21 protein-coding genes are annotated in these 16,219 nt (G+C 49.5%); 1 reads left to right on the top strand and 20 read right to left on the bottom strand.

All coding sequences use genetic code 11. From position 1 onward, the window contains the following. Nucleotides 1-140 precede the first annotated feature (140 nt). The 19 genes from V6668_RS06435 to V6668_RS06345 form a co-directional block, all read right to left on the bottom strand. On the bottom strand, nt 141-572 hold the full coding sequence (locus V6668_RS06435) for a phage tail terminator family protein (protein ID WP_036611398.1): 432 nt from the start codon (nt 570-572) through the stop codon (nt 141-143). Nucleotides 573-653: 81 nt separating this feature from the next. Then, nucleotides 654-878 carry a phage holin family protein gene (locus V6668_RS06430; RefSeq protein ID WP_076319058.1) on the bottom strand — a complete coding sequence of 75 codons (225 nt, stop codon included), beginning with the start codon at nt 876-878 and terminating at the stop codon, nt 654-656. Nucleotides 879-900: 22 nt separating this feature from the next. Further along, nucleotides 901-1,038, bottom strand: a complete 138-nt coding sequence (locus tag V6668_RS06425) for a hypothetical protein (RefSeq protein ID WP_179088673.1) — start codon at nt 1,036-1,038, stop codon at nt 901-903. Between the two features lie 3 nt (nt 1,039-1,041). Continuing rightward, nucleotides 1,042-1,368 carry a hypothetical protein gene (locus V6668_RS06420; RefSeq protein WP_036611401.1) on the bottom strand — a complete coding sequence of 109 codons (327 nt, stop codon included), beginning with the start codon at nt 1,366-1,368 and terminating at the stop codon, nt 1,042-1,044. Between the two features lie 15 nt (nt 1,369-1,383). Next, entirely contained in the window at nt 1,384-1,827 is a 444-nt protein-coding gene (locus V6668_RS06415) for a hypothetical protein (protein ID WP_143781078.1), read from the bottom strand. 165 nt (nt 1,828-1,992) lie between these two features. Further along, nucleotides 1,993-2,946 (bottom strand): pyocin knob domain-containing protein, encoded by a 954-nt coding sequence (locus V6668_RS06410; RefSeq protein WP_036611408.1) that lies wholly within the window; start codon nt 2,944-2,946, stop codon nt 1,993-1,995. Next, nucleotides 2,946-3,536, bottom strand: coding sequence for a YmfQ family protein (locus V6668_RS06405; protein ID WP_036611410.1), 591 nt, complete (start codon nt 3,534-3,536; stop codon nt 2,946-2,948). The genes V6668_RS06410 and V6668_RS06405 overlap by 1 nt, the downstream gene beginning before the upstream one ends. A gap of 137 nt (nt 3,537-3,673) precedes the next feature. Beyond that, entirely contained in the window at nt 3,674-4,813 is a 1,140-nt protein-coding gene (locus tag V6668_RS06400; protein ID WP_036611414.1) for a baseplate J/gp47 family protein, read from the bottom strand. Between the two features lie 4 nt (nt 4,814-4,817). Continuing rightward, the gene (locus V6668_RS06395) at nt 4,818-5,273 is read right to left on the bottom strand and encodes a DUF2634 domain-containing protein (protein ID WP_036611417.1); all 456 of its coding nucleotides are present in this window, start codon (nt 5,271-5,273) and stop codon (nt 4,818-4,820) included. Beyond that, entirely contained in the window at nt 5,266-5,676 is a 411-nt protein-coding gene (locus tag V6668_RS06390; RefSeq protein WP_036611420.1) for a hypothetical protein, read from the bottom strand. Before V6668_RS06390 ends, V6668_RS06395 begins: the two co-directional genes overlap by 8 nt. After that, a complete protein-coding gene (locus V6668_RS06385; RefSeq protein ID WP_036611423.1) occupies nt 5,669-6,655 on the bottom strand; it encodes an XkdQ/YqbQ family protein in 987 nt (328 codons plus the stop codon). Before V6668_RS06385 ends, V6668_RS06390 begins: the two co-directional genes overlap by 8 nt. Continuing rightward, complete coding sequence (locus V6668_RS06380) at nt 6,652-7,284, bottom strand: LysM peptidoglycan-binding domain-containing protein (RefSeq protein ID WP_036611596.1); 633 nt, start codon at nt 7,282-7,284, stop codon at nt 6,652-6,654. Before V6668_RS06380 ends, V6668_RS06385 begins: the two co-directional genes overlap by 4 nt. A gap of 56 nt (nt 7,285-7,340) precedes the next feature. Continuing rightward, nucleotides 7,341-9,080 carry a hypothetical protein gene (locus tag V6668_RS06375; protein ID WP_036611425.1) on the bottom strand — a complete coding sequence of 580 codons (1,740 nt, stop codon included), beginning with the start codon at nt 9,078-9,080 and terminating at the stop codon, nt 7,341-7,343. Between the two features lie 24 nt (nt 9,081-9,104). Continuing rightward, nucleotides 9,105-9,227, bottom strand: coding sequence for a hypothetical protein (locus tag V6668_RS06370; protein ID WP_255319811.1), 123 nt, complete (start codon nt 9,225-9,227; stop codon nt 9,105-9,107). A gap of 35 nt (nt 9,228-9,262) precedes the next feature. Next, complete coding sequence (locus tag V6668_RS06365; RefSeq protein ID WP_017690174.1) at nt 9,263-9,697, bottom strand: phage tail assembly chaperone; 435 nt, start codon at nt 9,695-9,697, stop codon at nt 9,263-9,265. A 174-nt stretch (nt 9,698-9,871) separates the two neighbouring features. Further along, the gene (locus tag V6668_RS06360) at nt 9,872-10,279 is read right to left on the bottom strand and encodes a phage tail tube protein (RefSeq protein WP_036611426.1); all 408 of its coding nucleotides are present in this window, start codon (nt 10,277-10,279) and stop codon (nt 9,872-9,874) included. Nucleotides 10,280-10,328: 49 nt separating this feature from the next. Further along, entirely contained in the window at nt 10,329-11,792 is a 1,464-nt protein-coding gene (locus V6668_RS06355; protein WP_338707972.1) for a phage tail sheath subtilisin-like domain-containing protein, read from the bottom strand. Continuing rightward, entirely contained in the window at nt 11,792-11,992 is a 201-nt protein-coding gene (locus V6668_RS06350; protein ID WP_017690177.1) for a hypothetical protein, read from the bottom strand. The genes V6668_RS06355 and V6668_RS06350 overlap by 1 nt, the downstream gene beginning before the upstream one ends. Before the next feature lie 393 nt (nt 11,993-12,385). Further along, nucleotides 12,386-13,309 carry a hypothetical protein gene (locus V6668_RS06345; protein ID WP_338707971.1) on the bottom strand — a complete coding sequence of 308 codons (924 nt, stop codon included), beginning with the start codon at nt 13,307-13,309 and terminating at the stop codon, nt 12,386-12,388. 434 nt (nt 13,310-13,743) lie between these two features. Here V6668_RS06345 and V6668_RS06340 point away from each other — a divergent pair, with 434 nt between their 5' ends. Further along, on the top strand, nt 13,744-14,088 hold the full coding sequence (locus V6668_RS06340; protein WP_338707970.1) for a DUF3139 domain-containing protein: 345 nt from the start codon (nt 13,744-13,746) through the stop codon (nt 14,086-14,088). Nucleotides 14,089-14,092: 4 nt separating this feature from the next. Here the strand turns inward: V6668_RS06340 and V6668_RS06335 are convergent, their stop codons facing one another. After that, complete coding sequence (locus tag V6668_RS06335; protein WP_338707969.1) at nt 14,093-15,943, bottom strand: DUF4127 family protein; 1,851 nt, start codon at nt 15,941-15,943, stop codon at nt 14,093-14,095. Nucleotides 15,944-16,219: the final 276 nt, after the last annotated feature.

Genomic DNA, 16,219 nt, shown 5'->3' with positions numbered 1-16,219 from the left:
CCTTCCGATCGCTGTTATCCCCAGATTTTTTTGACTCCCTTTTTAAAGGGGAAAATCCAGGGATAAAGGCGCACGCTCCGCTTCTTCAGGTTATTTCTGTCCTCTCCGTTTTCGTGTAAATGTTAGTTCAATTTATATAGTTATTCTTTAGCAGCTTTAAGTGCAGTAGAACGCTGTTCCAGTTGTTGCATGGTAGCGGCGGACTCCGACACTTTGGTGGTTCGCATGGTGTAATACACCAGCATTCGAGGCGTATCGTTCTCAGTCTCCCAACGCAATTCCGTTGCGCGATAGGACGTTCCCTCCACGTCGATGGTTTCCAATGCTTCGAATAGTTCGTCCGGTAGAGTTGCCGGGATATCGTTTGGATCGAGCCATCGGATTTCAAAGCCGTAAGATTGCACGAAGCGATCGCTTCGTTCACGGGTAAGTTGGGCGGATAGCAGGCGGTAGGTGATGCCTTTGGAGTCTGAGGTGGAGCTTGTATCGCCTGTTGCAGGTTGGATCGGGATGTTGGGGAAATGCCGCGTCAGAGCGTCTGCGATGGCAGTGGTTAGTTGGTTTGTACTCATGGTTCACCTCCTTTTTATTGGTGAGAACTGAAATTAAGTCAGGTCTCCTATTTAACAAGGACTAGCATCCGATCTTACGTGTTATAAATATACGTTCAGAGCTGATCCTGTGAGAGACTTAATCGGCGCACCCAGTTTGCCTCCATTTTCAATAATGGACAACAACTCATTTGCGATATAAAAAGGCGAGCGCATCTTACGTGTGATCCCGAATAATCCAGTATTACTCTTGGTGTGCCTGTCATGTCTGCCGCCGCAAACCCTTCTTTGTAATAGGAAAAGCCTCCTGACCGCTCCAGAGGACATAATAAAAAACGCCTTGCGGCGCTTATGCTGTTGCGTTAATAACATCCGACACGACTGCTTTAAGGTTATATAGATTAGGTACCTGTTCCAGTTTATACGTGCCGGTCATGACCAAACTGACCCAAACTTTGACCAGTCCGCTGTTAGATGTAAATGTCATCGCTTATCCCCTCATGCCTGACCTGCAGCGATCATCATAGTCAGTTCTGCTACTGCAGTTTTCAGCTCGGCGTTTTTCCTCTTTCAATGCGGCATTGTCAGCAAGAAGCCGCGCCGCCTTCGGGTTGTTCAGGACTGAATAGTCTGAATCAATAATCCTCTTTTCAATATCTACATTCAATACCGTTATGGTGTATGTGAACTCGTCGCCCGGCTTGTCCTTCTCCGTTTTGGCCACCGCGTACACATCCGACGCTGGTGGTTCTGTCGTCGAGATGGTCACAACGTTACCGGTTTCCTCGTAGTATTGCACATAATTGTAATCGGACATGATCGCGCCTCCTTATTAGACGTAAGATCCGCCCGCACTGGCGTTCCAAATCTCTTTGCTGTCCAGCAAGATGCGGTAAAGACGCACACGTTTCCATACGGCTACGCCGCCGTTGTTTGAAGCGTGCGCCCGCAAATAGTAGGGCCCGGACAGACTGGACACGCTTAAGCTGACTGTAGTCCTTGTCGTCAGTGAACCACGATACGTTCGAGCGTCAAATGTTCCAGCTCCACCCATCTGCGAAGAGGAAGCAATAAAGATTCCGTCCGATTGGATGTCAGATGAACCTTCTAGAGCGTAATCGAACACCACATAAGAAACGCCAGTTAAATCCACTGGTATGTTTGTCACCACAGCTGCCTCGCCGCCGCCCGTGCTTGAGTTATATGCGTAGCATTCGACATGGTCCGATTGTTTGACCACATATGAATTGCTACCCCATACGTAACCCTTACGCATAGTCGGTGCGATTGACCAAATGGGTCGCCATACTCCCCCGGCTTTCGCATAAATTTGTTGGACAGCCCGCCAATTCCCTGAGACCTTGACTGATAACTTATTAGGCGTTTTCCAAGTCCCGCCAACCTTAATGCCTAAAGCCATGCATTATGCTCCTCCCCTCTATCATGAGTATTGATACCAGATGTCACCGTCATTGCCGCCAGAAGGCGCTACAGACGAGATAATATGCCTGTTTTTAGCATCAGCCACAGCCTGAAAAAGATCGGGACTCCAAGGCGACCAAGTGTTATTTTCTCTGGTTCTTTGATACAAAGTTTGTACCCCACCGTTGAGCCGACTAGCCCTTTGGAGTACATACCCGTTTCCATTTGTGTGGCATTGAACTTCAACGTACCACCACCATCCGTCGGCATTTGTCGGTAAGGGCGAATTTACTAAGTTATAGCCATTATACTGTCCATTAACCACCACAGAGTTAAGGTCAGTTCCTGCCGCTAATGATTGGTTTTTTCCATCATCAGCCGTTAATTTGTGCTTTTGGAACAAGTCCCCCATGTGAACAATTCGAGCCAAATTTGGCGTGAAAACCGCTCCTGCTGTGGTTGCGACCGGGCCTGTATCAAACATGTAAACTTCCGTCGCAACAGCGCCTGAATACCGCATGTAAATACCACGAGCGCCTAAGTTAGAATGATTGTTTTCGTACTTGAATGTATTCCCATCAAGAAAACAGTTACTACCGTACAACACCGAACCATTTGAAGAGCCAGAAAACGTTCCCCACTGATTCATAATCAATCGTCCTGTCATAGCTCCGCCTGTACGCAACAAGCTTGCTGCTTTAGCTGCTGTCAACGCATCCCTTACCGCCTTCTCCGTCGCCGCCACCGTCTCAGACGAGCCATCCGTCTTATTCGACAATTGCACCTTCCCTTTCTGCGTCAAAGACGCATCAGGAATATCCATCTGACTCACCGCTTCACGAAGCGTATCCAAATCCGCCTGCGTCGCAACACCAGCATCAATCTTTTCAAAAATTCCATTAATACTCTCCCGGGTCACATTCTCGTTCCCCAAAGGTAGAGGTAACTTCAATCGATCCGTTTCTTGTGGCATTACGCCCACACCTCCAGTTCATTCCACGTCAAGGACGCGGCATCCAGTTCATCCCACGTTTTTTGTCGCTTGTCCAGATCATCCCAGACCAGATAACGATACTCATATTCCACGGCCATATGGGCCGGTTTCAATTCTTCAATCGCCCGTTTGAGGTCATCGATATTAGGCGGAATGCCCAGCGTATCCACAAAGCTTACTGTAAAACTCCACGCTTCCGACTGAAAAGTTACATCCACCTTGCCCCCGGCATACGCCTCAGCCACATTCGCAACCTGCCTGCACGAAAACTTTCCTGCCCCGCGCAACTTCGACTCCACCACCGCACGCCGCTGCTCCAGAGGTTTGAGACGATCTGTCTCAATGCCAAGCTCCTGTTCCCAGAAGTCCAGCCCCCACGTCGCCGTGCGGACAAAAAACTGCTCCAGCGTCTCATCCAACGCCTGGTACAACAGATCCATCTCGGTGCCTTTGGCCTGCATATCGGCCTGCATTACACGAGAAGTCTCATAGTACCTTGGCAAATACGAGAACAATTCCCGCCCTTTCTCACTCGTTAGTCCAACATCTACAATAGAAGGAGCACTCATGCCCTGTCCCCTCCCTTCCTTGCACATCAATATGGAGCGTCTCGCTCACCAGATCCAACCCAGATCGGCGTATTTCTCCCAATCTTCCTCGGTCTCTACATTCCCTAACTACTTCCTCATCCACCATCTGCCCAACACTACTCATGCACATCCACCGCCCCCAGCACGGCGACCTGACTCGCGGTCATCTCGATATTCTGGTCACTCACACCGTTCACGGTCAGCTCCGAATAGTCGATAATGGGCGGAATGTCCAATAGAATCGCGGCAATACGGGTGTAACGAACGAGCGGATCGGCAAAAGCCAACTGTTTCAAATACGCGGTCACCCCGCGTTCGATCAATGACCGTACATCGGCCAATGTCGCATCACTTGCCAACGTCAACTTCACCTGAATGTTCATTGGCACTTCCTCGGCGGGCATCACGGACACCACTGGCCCCGCCGGGGCAACACCTTCACCCTGTCCATCCTGCGTAGGATCGACGTACTTCTGCACAGCCGCCACCAGATCAGTACCTGCAGCACGTTTGTCCGTGTCAAGCAGATACAATCCCACCGTGCCTGGCCCCTGCCATAACGGAATCACACGCGTTGCACCAACACCTGGCACTTCACTGGCCCATTGCACATATTGTGCTTTGTTGCCGCTTGTCCCTTGGTTGCGGACTTTGGCATAAAAGCGTTCCAACAATGCCGTATCGGCCTCAATATCCGCACCGCCTTTGATCACATCAACGTTCGTGACAGAGGTCACGCCACTTACAGGTGTAGACAACACAGTTACCGTGCCCGCAGGCACATTGCTCTCTTTTCCGGCAACAAGCGCTCGCACGCCTACCACACCGGAGCCCTCAGCATCCAGTTCCACACGTCCTACCGTCTCATATTCGAGCGAAGCTTCAGCAGATACTTCATCCGCGAGCGTAGCTACGACCGTTCCAGCAGGCACCACTTTCACCGGCGTACCCGCGAATCTCACAGCACCCTGAGCTGCCACAGCAGCTCGCCGCGTAATACCGTGCTCTCCCGCCCGCAGATCCAGCTCTTCCGAACGAAAATTCGGATCACTGCTCGCAGCCGTACTTGCAAACCCCCGCCGCAGTAATTCCTGCGCCCACAACGCCGCCTCAGACAGCATAAACGCTACTGGAGCTTCCGCATCCCACAGGAACGAACCCTCCGACTTATCCAGATCCGCGGGCAGACGATCCAGCATACGCTGCATAATCTGTTCCTCCGTCTGGTCCTCCAAATAACGCGGAATCTCAGCCATCCCGTCAGATCACCTCACTTTCCAGAATAAACATCTCTTCCTGCACACTCGCCACCCGACAAGAGAACATGCACTGCTCCCGATTCCAATCGAACGTGAACTGGTCTACCGAATCCGTGCGTGGATCAGCCAGCAACGTCTCCGTCACCATCCGTGTAATCTCACTTTCCATCACACCCCGGCTATCACCCTGCCCTACCAGATCCTCCAGCTCCGAACCATAGTTCCGGGAGTAAATCACATGTCTGTACCGTGGCGTTTTCACTGCCTTAATACACCACTGCACCCAGGCTTCATGCGCACCCGCCGCAGCTACTTTGCCACTCGGGGTCAATACAAAATCCCCTGCATCATAATCGAATCGCCAGCTCCGTCCAAAGCGTACCTCATCCGAAGCCGTCCCCGACAGATCCTCCTCATCTCCCCAGACCACACCCGTTTCCGGGAACAAACTAGGCATGCGCACTCACCACCTTACACAGCACCACAATGTCGTTACCGCCATTCACCCGCATCGCCAGCACGCGATCTCCCGCTTTTAATCCTTTACCAAGAGACCACACCGCTTCTTCCACTTCCTCTTCTTGCAAAAGAAACCGTCCCGTGCCCGTCGTTCCGCCATTTGCCACGTCAGGTATACCGGAAATCGCGCCAGCAGCCTCGCGCTCCGGCAGTCCAAGCGTGCCCGGTAACTCGGCCACGAGATAATCCTGCACTTCGTGCTTGAAATCATCCAGCTTCACGCCGGATGAGGTCATCGTACCCAGTACTGCTCCCAGACCGCTCAAGGCCTGACGAGAATGGGTACTCATCGCGCCCCGCATGACGTCGGCAAAATGCCCATACGGATCATCTTTATTCAAGGTAATACCTCCTTTTCACCAGCTCAGCAGTCCCCAGCTCCAACGTCATCGTTCCAGGTCCGGCAGACAGATCACGGCTGACCGACATCACGATTAGCTTCAATCCTTTCAACAACACTGCGTCCCCGGCGCGAATCGTATTCACATCCGGTGCGGATATCGTAAAGGTCTCCTGAATCCCCGTCAGATGACTTTTCGCCAGTTTCTTAGCGGCGGTTGCTGTTTTGACCTGATCGTCTTCAATCAGCTTTTGCAATGTGCCCAGTTCTTCCACACCATTCTGCTCAATCGCGAGCACTTTGGAAGGGACCTCTTTGCCACTCGTGGACTCCGAAGCTGCCATGACTTTAACTTTGGTAACCGCTCCTTCGAGCGTACGCATCTGGGTCAGATCAATTAGTCGATCCAGCTCATATACCTTTGCATTACTTCCGACCTGAAAGAGCTGCAACCCGCCGGGGGTCATCCGTGGATGATACATCTCCCCGCCGGACTTCGCCGTTTCCTTCAGATCGGCAAACATCATCGAGAAGATCGTCTGTGACCGATACACGGCTTTTCCCAGCTTTGTCTTGGTTTCCGGCAATGTAGCGTATGGAATCTTCCACTCTTTGGCGTAGGTTTTGAGTCGCTGCGTAGCAGTCTGATCCTTCGGCAACAGGAACTCATCCTCCGATTTTTCCAGATATATCATTCGGTCGTACACCGTGAGAGATAGCCGCTTAGTGCCGCTGTTCGAGCTTTCCACCTCCCAGATGACCGCAGGATGCAGCAGATGAACCATGGATTTTTCGCCAAAAGGAACCCCGCTAATCCGCACCGCCATACCCGGTGAGATCGAAGGCAGACCGGAAGATGCAGACACCGCCAGCCGGATGTTAGCCTGATAGGCAATCTGGTCAAGCGAGTCCTTCAGCGTAATCGTCTCCACCAACTTGGTGATGTCGTATTTGTCGTCGACAATGACCTTGTAGGTCATGGCATCACCAGCTTTTGTCCGGGCTTGATCCGGTTCGGATCACTCCCGATGATCTTTGCGTTGAGCTTGTAGATCTCGTTCCATTTGGAACTGCTACCCAGCTCAAGCTTTGCTATTTTGGACAGGGAGTCGCCAGATTTGACGGTGTAGGTCTTGCTGTTCTTTTTCAAATCGGTACGCGAACCTGACTTGCTCGCGGATGCCGCAGAGCCCACCTTCTCCACCTTGGAATCCCGCCATGTGCGTAGGGTCAGGTCGAAATAAATATCCCCTGTCTCCCCCCCACGAAAGCTCGAATTAAGCGAAACAATAAAAACAGGCACGTTCACGCCCGTCTCTGAAATGATGAAACGCAGCGGCTTTTTGGAGATGAGAAAAGTGTTCAACACATTCATCGCCACGCGTGGATCCAGAAAATATTTTTCATCCATGCAATAGGACGGATCATATCGTTTCGGAAAAAAAGAAGAGAAGGTGATCTCCTTCACCTTCTCCCCTTGTGCAAAATCAAACTCGCCATGCTCCAACATATTGACCGTTTCATATCCCTTAGATCTGGAAATATTAACTTCTTCAGGGTTTACCGGAAATTGAAATGGAGTATTGCCATCCTTCAACGTAAATGACATTTTGTTAGGACCAACTTTATCTTCAAGTACAGACATATCTGCGGCCTCCTTTCTGCTTAGGCCATAATTGTTTTGCGATTTTGCATCGCACGGCGGAACTCGTTAGATATCCGTTGCCCCACCTGGTGAGAAACTGCGTCATAATCAATCGCATTTTCGCGCACGGTCACCTGCACCGCACCTGGTGGAATATTGATCGCAATCTGATTGGTAGTTTCGGTTTTGAAATCCTTCAAGTAACCGGACAGACTGCTCATCTGGTCTTCGGATATCCGTACCGTCATCGTGGACGTTTTTCCAGTCGTCTGCGCGCCGTTACCAGCCGCCATCGCTTGGTTCTGCATTATGCTTGTACCCATGAATCCAGCAGAGGTAGGCTGGCCTACCTTGCTGTTCATATATGCGGCTGGGCCTGTCATAGTCAGTGCCGGTGGCATATAGGCAGGGGCCATCTGGGGGCCTGTTGCAACTGGAGACGGTGCGGCCACCGTTGCTGCCGAGATCGTCTTCTCTTCTTTTTTGGAACCAAAACCAAAGAAGTTGGATATGCCATCGGTGATTTTTTTTGTTTTCTCAGAGACGTAATCGGCTGCACCTGACAATGCATCACCTACACCTTCGGTAGCACTAGACATAAAGTTTCCAATATCCTTCGCTTTGTCTCCAATCCAGCCACCTGCTGTACTTCCGGCCCAACCACCTACTGCACCACCAACCCATGTCCCGATGCCAGGCAAAAGAACGCTACCGATGGCGCTACCAATCGCAGTACCTGCTGTGCCGCCAATCATCGAACCCACCGCTCGGCCACGCTCTTCCGGAGGTGCTGTCGCTACATTCGCTACATCAGCAAGCATGCTGATAGGTCCAAGCAACCTTTTTGCTCCTTTGGCAAAGCCACTACTTAAATTATCCATCAATCCATTACCAGCCAGCATGTCAGTTAAAGATCCCAATCCACCATCCGCAAATCCTAATCTACCGCTTCCTCGTATTCTTCTACCGCCTCCCCTATTACGGTTGCGATCGGCCGGAGGAGTCGGAGTATCAGGTACAGGATTGGGTACTGGTGATGGGCCCCGGTTCGAACGATTACTAGACCTTCTACCACTTCGGTAATTTCGTCTTCCACGATCTGATCCACCACCATCCGCATTCGGTGAACGAACTCTACGGTTCTTGCCCATCTTTCCACCTGTACAACAGCAGCATTTGGATGCTGGACTTCTGGTTGGATCTGATGCAGGACTTTCTTCTTTTTTCTTTTTGAACAATTTAAAAATATCTCCTACATTAAAGGCTGCATCCTTCAAATCATTGAATGCTTGGACCGCTGCAAGTACGTTTTCCCACCACTTTTTAGGTTCTTCTTCCTTCGTATTGTTAGTAATGTTTTTGTTGTTCTGGATCATGACAGCCATAGTTGGGCCAGTTGGCCCACCTTTGCCCATCGCCACTTCGATCTTCTGCCGAACCTCAAGCGATACTGTGCCCGAAGCCGTAACCATCTGGTCCCTGAAACTGTTCAGTTTCGCCCATGCGCGATCCAACGCTGGACTGAGCTTATCAATCAACCCAATCGTCGGTGTAATTCGCAGCCTGCTGATTCGCACAGCCATACTATAAATATGCTCCAACCTGCGTCCTGTCGTTCTCAGTTCATTGTTCACCTTAATCAGACTCTGATAACGAACTCTGCCCAGACGTTCGGTTGAGCGTTGGATCTGATCTAGGTATCGAAGGGTTGTCCGCATTTCCGCATTAGATTTGGATAAACCTACAATCATTTCTGCCATTTTTTCACCTCCTAGCCTATTTCGTTATCGATTCATTTGCGAAGTTATCGCTGACATTTCCTCTTCCGAGAACGCAATTAACAGCGAGCGCTCCCCACGTGGCAAAGACCAGAACTCTCCGGGCCGGAGATGATGACGTACCCACATGTGATACAGGAACGTGGTCATCCCGCCGGAGTGAATCAGTTTTTTAGGTCTTCAATCTCCACACCGAAGCCGGACAGCTCCAGCACTTTATCACCTACGGCATCCAATTCACCAGCCAGCAACATACGACGTACCGCCTGTTCGCCACCAGATAGCTTCATACGGCCAGTAATACGGGTATCCCCCCAGCCGGACAATTCCAGGCTGCGGACTTTTAATTTCACCGTTGCTTCAGAAATGAGCAGCGCGTTAAACGTTTCGGTATCCACCTTTTCCTCGGTGCGGCCTTTGGTCGTTTTTCGAATCGTACAGCGTTCGCGAATGTGATCCACTTTGGAAGACGTCAGTCCACGCAAAGTCAACAGCAGATCCAGACGCTGAATGCGCACATTCTCCTCTGGCAGACGTTCTGCTGCTTCAAACAACTGATCCAAGATCTGTTCTTCGGACATATTTTCATTCATACTCATCGGGCGTTATCTCCTTCTTATTTCACAAATGGGTTCATCTATGCCAGCTTCCAAGCCTGTAGAGACAACAAAGAGACCGAGATCATCTCGGCCCGCATTGGTGTCCATATTAATATGAAGTAACTATGCAACCAAGCTTAAGCAACTAACTCAATCACTTGCCTATTTCAAAGTTTAGTTCGCCACAATCGGATTCAGCAATTCAAATCCTTCAAACGTAAAGCCTGTTTCTTCCGGTACTTCTTCGCCAGCTGTCCAGTTGGCAAGCTGGATTTTGTCCACCATGCAACCTCTCAGCAATACACTCTCATGTCCATACGATTCTGGGTCGTTCAGCTTGGAAATAATCTCGAATTTGGTGAAGCCGCGCTGGATCATATCGGAAGTGACTTTGTAGCCCGTCATCGTGCCTGTTCCTTTTTTCGCGCCGTTTTTGTGCACCTTCCAGTCGTTACCGACCAGGTTCAGCTCACGCTTTTCAATCTCCACACTCGCTTCCAACTTGTTAATGTTTGTCTGCCACACACCATCGATATGCAACTGACCATGGGTACCGAGAATTACTCTTGACGCATCCAACATATATTTTCCTCCTTAAAATTAAAAAATCGCGTTTTCCTTTCACACAACCTTATTGCACGTAAAATGTGCCAAACAACTGCTCCATCACATCCGTCAGCTTCACGTTCCATTGCAGGAATACCTGATCCGCTTCCGGTTTGAGAACTGGAGCAGTGCCATAATACGCCGGATCAAGAATGACATCGTAACCGTCAGCTTCAATCACATTACTCTGTGCGAGCAACGCCAAATAGGCCTTCATGGCACTAATCAGTGCTTGACGACCCTCTTCAGTATTGTTCACTTTACCGATATACGTATCTTCCGCGGAGCGCTGCAAATCCGTGTTGATCGCATCCAAAACACGAATGGAACGGATTTTTTTCCACGCATTATTCTGTCCAGCGGCTGGCGTTACCAGTGTGTTTACACCACGAAGTGCTTTCACCTGGCGTCCATCATGGAAGAAAATAAATACGCCATTCTGTACCGCCTGCTCCTGTTCTGCACGCGTCCAGCGACGTGTCACATCATCGAACGGAGTAGCTGCATAGGTTGTGGATTGGTTCAGACGTTGTCCGGCGATCAGACCTGCAACATAGGCGGATGTTTCCGCCGAGCTGTAGAATGCATCTCCAAGGCGTACGCCTGTACCGACATTAATCACACCTTCATGGTTGAGCGCAAGCGAACGTGCTGCCGCTTTTTGTGCTGCTGTAGCAGAAGTGTCATCCGCTGAGGAACCGCCAAATACAGCCACCACCGGTTTACCTTCACTACGCACACGTTTCACCCATGCCGCAAAACTCGCAAGCAGAGGTGCATCAGCCGCCTGATCCAAAGCCAAGACGTCGAATTGCTCCCCTTCCAGCGCGCCCTGTACAGCAATGTACTCTGCATTGGTCAGGTCATCGTTGCCACTTACGCCGCCTTTGAATGCCGCACCCGCAATTGTTGCAACTACACCTGCATCATCGCCAATCGCCTGAGCCGTTAACCAGACATTTTGTTCATCCGCGTTGATCTCTTTTGCCAGAGAAGCTGCTGTAATATCCGCTGTCAGGAGCGCATACAACATCCGGTTGCCTTCAAAAAGGCGCACTTCATGCTTCGTATTATCAATCACACCTGGCTGGATGGTGACGTAGAATCTATTTGCACGATCTCCCGGATACTTCGCATCCAGTTGCAGAACATTGGCATCACTGCTGTCCTTCAAAGTAAGCGTGGCTGCTTTGGCCGCAGCACTTGCTACCCGACAAGCGAGCAACTTCTTCGGCCCACCCAACAGGGCGAGCTTCAAGGAAGTATAAGCCGTACCGTTATCCAGCACATTCGCCGCATAGATACGTTCAATCGCCGCTTCGCTCCCTACTTCAACAAAAGTCCCCACAGGACCCCAGTTGGCCTTGATTGGTACCACGACCGTTCCCCGCGTACCTGCCTGAATGGCCGAGGAGGCTGCCGCCTGAAAATTCATATATAAGCCCGGAAGGACCGGACGATTCGTTTGCTCCCAATTTCCACCTGCCATTATCCCTTCACCTTCGCTTTCATAAATTGGTTAATTCGTTCTTGCGTTTCTTCAATGGAAAACGTCTCTTGCGCCGCTTCGTACAGCGCACCGTACAGCACCTCTGCCTTAACGGCAAAGAGGGCTTCTGCATGATTCATCAATTCTGCCCGTGTATACCGCGGGGCTGTCTGTTTGCTTTTTTTCACTGAGCTTGCCATTGCCATCTCACCTCATTTGTTGGACTACTAATTTCGTGAAACGATGATCTTTAAGCTTGATCTATGAATTTTTGATCCTATGAATATGAAGCTATAATATTGAAGCCACATCTATCATTTCAAAGCTATAATCTGGAACCACTCTTAAAAGTGCATGTTCAAAAAGATCGGTTTTCAGTACCGAGAAGATGGGATGAAGTTAGAAATGGAGTAGCAGAGCGTATGGAAAACTACGTGAGCAACTACAATGTTTCCAAAGGAAACATACTTCGTAAGCTTATGCTTATTCGGCTGAATTCCATATTCGATGCTGATGATGCCGTTAGGCATCCTTTGTAATCAAAAGCGGGCTTTTTGAACAACCTCTAATAGAAGGTTCCTCTCGACTAACGTTTACTCCATACCTTTGCTATGGTGAATCTCACGAATCAAAGGTACATTCGTACCGGGACGGCGAATCCGCTGCTGTAGTGTCAGACGAATCTGTCCATTCAGATAGGCATCTGCCTGTAAATCTGCTGTGACCTCATCCACTGTGATATATCGCGTGTTACCTTCGTGCTCTTCGCCATCCGTTTCAGTGACGGCAAGACGAGATTGCACTGCAAGTTGCTCTACCAACCGAGTAACGGTCTGACGTGTTAGTACTGGATGATCGGTTAGCACATGCCCAATCCACTGTTGTCGAACCTCCAATGCCGAAGTGCCCGCCACAGACGTGCTGCATCCAGCCAATCGCCATAACACAGACGGCATCTCATATCCTCTAGGCCAGGCATCACCATATACAGACCAGTTCGAACCAAGTTCCGACTGTGTCCAGTCTTGAAGCGCAGCTAACCACGCGTCCCCTGTTTCAGCGAGGACAACTCCCGAGTCTTCGGGAACATACACTCCGAACCGCAGACTGCGCGTAAACATTCCAGACCCTGCATCCACCCGGTCACTATCTGAAGAACCCAAATAGATGCAAGTGAAGGCCTCACCTGCTTCATCCACCAGTCTTACCTGGTGCAACCCTTCGATTAGATGGGCTGACCAAGCTTCCACTTGTTCAGCGCCACCATCTTCCGGACGAGCGTATGGTGAGATTTTAATAATCCGTCGATATCCCGCCCAAGCAGACTTCGGCACCTCTTCGGCAAACGCAACCACTGCACAAGGCCCGGCCAACATTTCGCCTGACGCAGGTACATCCAGCACACGACCATTCCAATCTGGAACAAGTACCGCAAGCTTCTGTTTCAGCGTTTTTTTAATGAGCGTACTCATTTTACCGGTGCTCATGGCAGTGCTAATTTTATTTCTCATAGACACATTCATTTCGCCCCCTTTGGCTGCAAGTTTGAGATCTGCCCACACCGTGCAGCGACAATGCAGCAGCAGTAGACTCCCCCTTTTAACTCAGAGTCTGTATTGCTATCGAACCAGTACCGGGACTACATTCACCGCATCAAAAAGACCGGCCACCTGGCCGGTCTGTACATTAGCGTATGTGCTTTCGGTGTGTCCCTTGTTATTGATCCGATAATACAATCTTACACCCTTTCATTCCTAGCGCGGATGGTGTTCCGTACGACTTCGGTGCGATTAAGGGAGACGTTCGGGTGGAAAAAAGACGATTCTAGAATCATCATTTTAAAGAATACCTAAGTAAGCTTTAAGATCAAATAATTGATAAATTTATCCAAATATATTAATATTTTATTATCAAATTCATTGTCTCTTACGTAAAAGAAGGAGAAATACCTATGAGTAAAACATTCAAGATCACTTCACTTGTCATCTTAGCATTTATACTCGGGATATCCTGCTGGGCTTACTTCGGACTGCTTGGTAATCCGCTCAAGAAAAATGATGCTGAACAACAGGTAACCACTTACCTGATTGAACAGAAAGGTTACTCACCCGAACAGCTTATCGAAGTACAAGGTACTTACTCCTCAAAAAGTTCTGAAGCACCTTACGGTGCCTCAGTAACATTCGCGGATGAACTCGAAGCGAAGTACCAATATATCATTTTTAACAACGGCGAGATTAAGCAGTACAGTCATACCAGTGATGATCCCAAACATGAGAAGCCCATGGTAAGATAACAGTTTAGTTCAGCGTAACTTGCGGGTTCAACGTAATTTCAAATGCACGGCCCCAGATGAAATCAGGATTCCCATATTCCAGCAGCGCACTGCTATACGTCGCATAAGACAATTCGTCATCACAGATCTGCTTAATCGCCACATTGCCTGTCTGGAAGGCTGTTTTATTCGCAAGTGCCGTTGTGTAAGTTTGCATCAAGTCACGGAGCAATGTTTGCAAATGGGCATAGTCTTCCTCTGAGTTGAACAGCAACATATTTTGATCCGAAAGTGTAGCCACGTTGGTATACAACGCATGGGTTCGGGAATACGTGCGGATGTCCGCAATCGCTACCGCTTTGTAGTAGTAATCCTTCAGGAAACGCTTAAACAACAGCGAGCCATGCGCATTCATCGCATCTCGCAACTTATGCTCATGCTTCTCTGTTGTGATCAATGCGTACCTCGACTGCCCCATACCTACAGCAATACCGATCTTGTTACCTGGTGTATTCCATGCACTGTAACCCAGAACCCGTCCGGTATATGGACTGTTGAGCAATGCTTCGGCAACATCGACATTCGCTGGTCCTTTACCCACAAAATCAATCAATACCGAAGGCAGACCTTGCTCACTATTCAGCGTCAATTGCTCCAACGCAGCCTGCACCTGATCCAGAGCCGTAATGGCAATAATCTCAATGTCGATGCCCGTGTTCTCCCCGGAATTACCTGGGTGACCCTTCGTCATACGATCCAGTTCGGAGGTCATGTCAAACGGGACAACTTGATCGGCTGCTACAGCCACTAGCTGTTCATTTTCCAAGCCAGCACCCACATCCGTCACCACATCCGGTTCAGGATATGCCGAATCCGCTACAAGCACACCACCTACAATATCCACATGACGAACCACATTCTCGTGTACATCCATGTATTCATACGTGTTAATGATGGTATTGCCGTGAGGACCAAAATATTTCACTGCGTAACGTGTCCTCGCCCCGCCTCGGAACAACTGGTTAGCCATGCGAGCAACCAAAGCGTGCCCCAGACCATCCGCATCCGGCAATACGATAGCTCGATCCGGATTTTGCCCATTGGTTCCACCCAGCCATTCATTGATCCGCGCTTCTACATATTTGATTTCATTGATCTGAACACCCTGCGTGTTAGCATCGTCGACTCCAACTGCAAGGAAATCGATATAACCTGTGCGAGCCAGATGATCCAGAATGTACAGATTTGTTTTGAATTTATGCTGTCTTGTATTGTAATACTGTTCTTTATCAAAATAGGTCGTTGTCCCATATTCCACTCCATCCGGGGACAGGTTATAACCTTCGATAATATCCTCAAACTCGGTGTATGTCTGACGTGGCTGCTGCATCAATGCACGGGACTCATTATATGCATCAAGCGCCAAGCCATCTGCAAACGAGGTCGTAGCCAAACGCATGATGGTGTCCATTACAAATACGGGTTTGCGTGGGTATTTCTGCTTGATCACGCGGATCACATCCAGGAAACGAGTGGTTTCCTCATCGTACTCAGGATAGGTGCCTCCTCCATCTTCGCGGAGCTGACGACTGCCAATCAGACCGCCATAAGCGAGCATATCGGATGAGATTATGAATCCGTCGACCTTGGCAGCATGTTTCAGAATAAAGTCGTGAATCTTGGACGGTTTGCCATAAACCGGCGTGGAGGTGCCGAGCAGCGTTGTGCCATCTACGGTTTTCTCCGAGTCGAGACGATTCTTAATATCACTCAGGTTCGGTGTAACGATATGGATACCGGCTGCTTTCCCTTGCACAATCACATCATCCAGATTCGCTGGACGATCATCGAGTGGAACATACAATACTGTTTTCATATCACGTAGCCTCCTGTTATCTATATAAGTTGAACTACAGAATATTTACACTTGCCACTTCGATGACAGAACAACCTTCCGATCGCTGTTATCCCCGGATTTTCTTGATCCACTTATATAAAGGTAGAAATCCGTGGATAAAGGCGCACGCTCCGCTTCTTCAGGTTATTTCTGTCCTCTTCGTTCTCGTGTAAATCGTTAGTTCAACTTATATATCTAGTCTTTAATACCCGATCAGGGCAAGGATGCAATCACCGAATTAAAAAACCGGCCCCC

This window comes from Paenibacillus amylolyticus (genome assembly GCF_036894225.1).
GTDB lineage: Bacteria > Bacillota > Bacilli > Paenibacillales > Paenibacillaceae > Paenibacillus > Paenibacillus amylolyticus.
This window is presented reverse-complemented; position numbering and strand designations above follow the sequence as displayed.

Bases quoted from the DNA above. Each gene is read 5' to 3' on its own strand.
- V6668_RS06435 (WP_036611398.1), bottom strand. From the start codon at position 572: ATGAGTACAAACCAACTAACCACTGCCATCGCAGACGCTCTGACGCGG.
- V6668_RS06430 (WP_076319058.1), bottom strand. From the start codon at position 878: ATGTCCTCTGGAGCGGTCAGGAGGCTTTTCCTATTACAAAGAAGGGTT.
- V6668_RS06425 (WP_179088673.1), bottom strand. From the start codon at position 1,038: ATGACATTTACATCTAACAGCGGACTGGTCAAAGTTTGGGTCAGTTTG.
- V6668_RS06420 (WP_036611401.1), bottom strand. From the start codon at position 1,368: ATGTCCGATTACAATTATGTGCAATACTACGAGGAAACCGGTAACGTT.
- V6668_RS06415 (WP_143781078.1), bottom strand. From the start codon at position 1,827: ATGCGTAAGGGTTACGTATGGGGTAGCAATTCATATGTGGTCAAACAA.
- V6668_RS06410 (WP_036611408.1), bottom strand. From the start codon at position 2,946: ATGCCACAAGAAACGGATCGATTGAAGTTACCTCTACCTTTGGGGAAC.
- V6668_RS06405 (WP_036611410.1), bottom strand. From the start codon at position 3,536: ATGAGTGCTCCTTCTATTGTAGATGTTGGACTAACGAGTGAGAAAGGG.
- V6668_RS06400 (WP_036611414.1), bottom strand. From the start codon at position 4,813: ATGGCTGAGATTCCGCGTTATTTGGAGGACCAGACGGAGGAACAGATT.
- V6668_RS06395 (WP_036611417.1), bottom strand. From the start codon at position 5,273: ATGCCTAGTTTGTTCCCGGAAACGGGTGTGGTCTGGGGAGATGAGGAG.
- V6668_RS06385 (WP_036611423.1), bottom strand. From the start codon at position 6,655: ATGACCTACAAGGTCATTGTCGACGACAAATACGACATCACCAAGTTG.
- V6668_RS06380 (WP_036611596.1), bottom strand. From the start codon at position 7,284: ATGTCATTTACGTTGAAGGATGGCAATACTCCATTTCAATTTCCGGTA.
- V6668_RS06375 (WP_036611425.1), bottom strand. From the start codon at position 9,080: ATGGCAGAAATGATTGTAGGTTTATCCAAATCTAATGCGGAAATGCGG.
- V6668_RS06370 (WP_255319811.1), bottom strand. From the start codon at position 9,227: ATGTGGGTACGTCATCATCTCCGGCCCGGAGAGTTCTGGTCTTTGCCA.
- V6668_RS06365 (WP_017690174.1), bottom strand. From the start codon at position 9,697: ATGAGTATGAATGAAAATATGTCCGAAGAACAGATCTTGGATCAGTTG.
- V6668_RS06360 (WP_036611426.1), bottom strand. From the start codon at position 10,279: ATGTTGGATGCGTCAAGAGTAATTCTCGGTACCCATGGTCAGTTGCAT.
- V6668_RS06355 (WP_338707972.1), bottom strand. From the start codon at position 11,792: ATGGCAGGTGGAAATTGGGAGCAAACGAATCGTCCGGTCCTTCCGGGC.
- V6668_RS06350 (WP_017690177.1), bottom strand. From the start codon at position 11,992: ATGGCAAGCTCAGTGAAAAAAAGCAAACAGACAGCCCCGCGGTATACA.
- V6668_RS06340 (WP_338707970.1), top strand. From the start codon at position 13,744: ATGAGTAAAACATTCAAGATCACTTCACTTGTCATCTTAGCATTTATA.
- V6668_RS06335 (WP_338707969.1), bottom strand. From the start codon at position 15,943: ATGAAAACAGTATTGTATGTTCCACTCGATGATCGTCCAGCGAATCTG.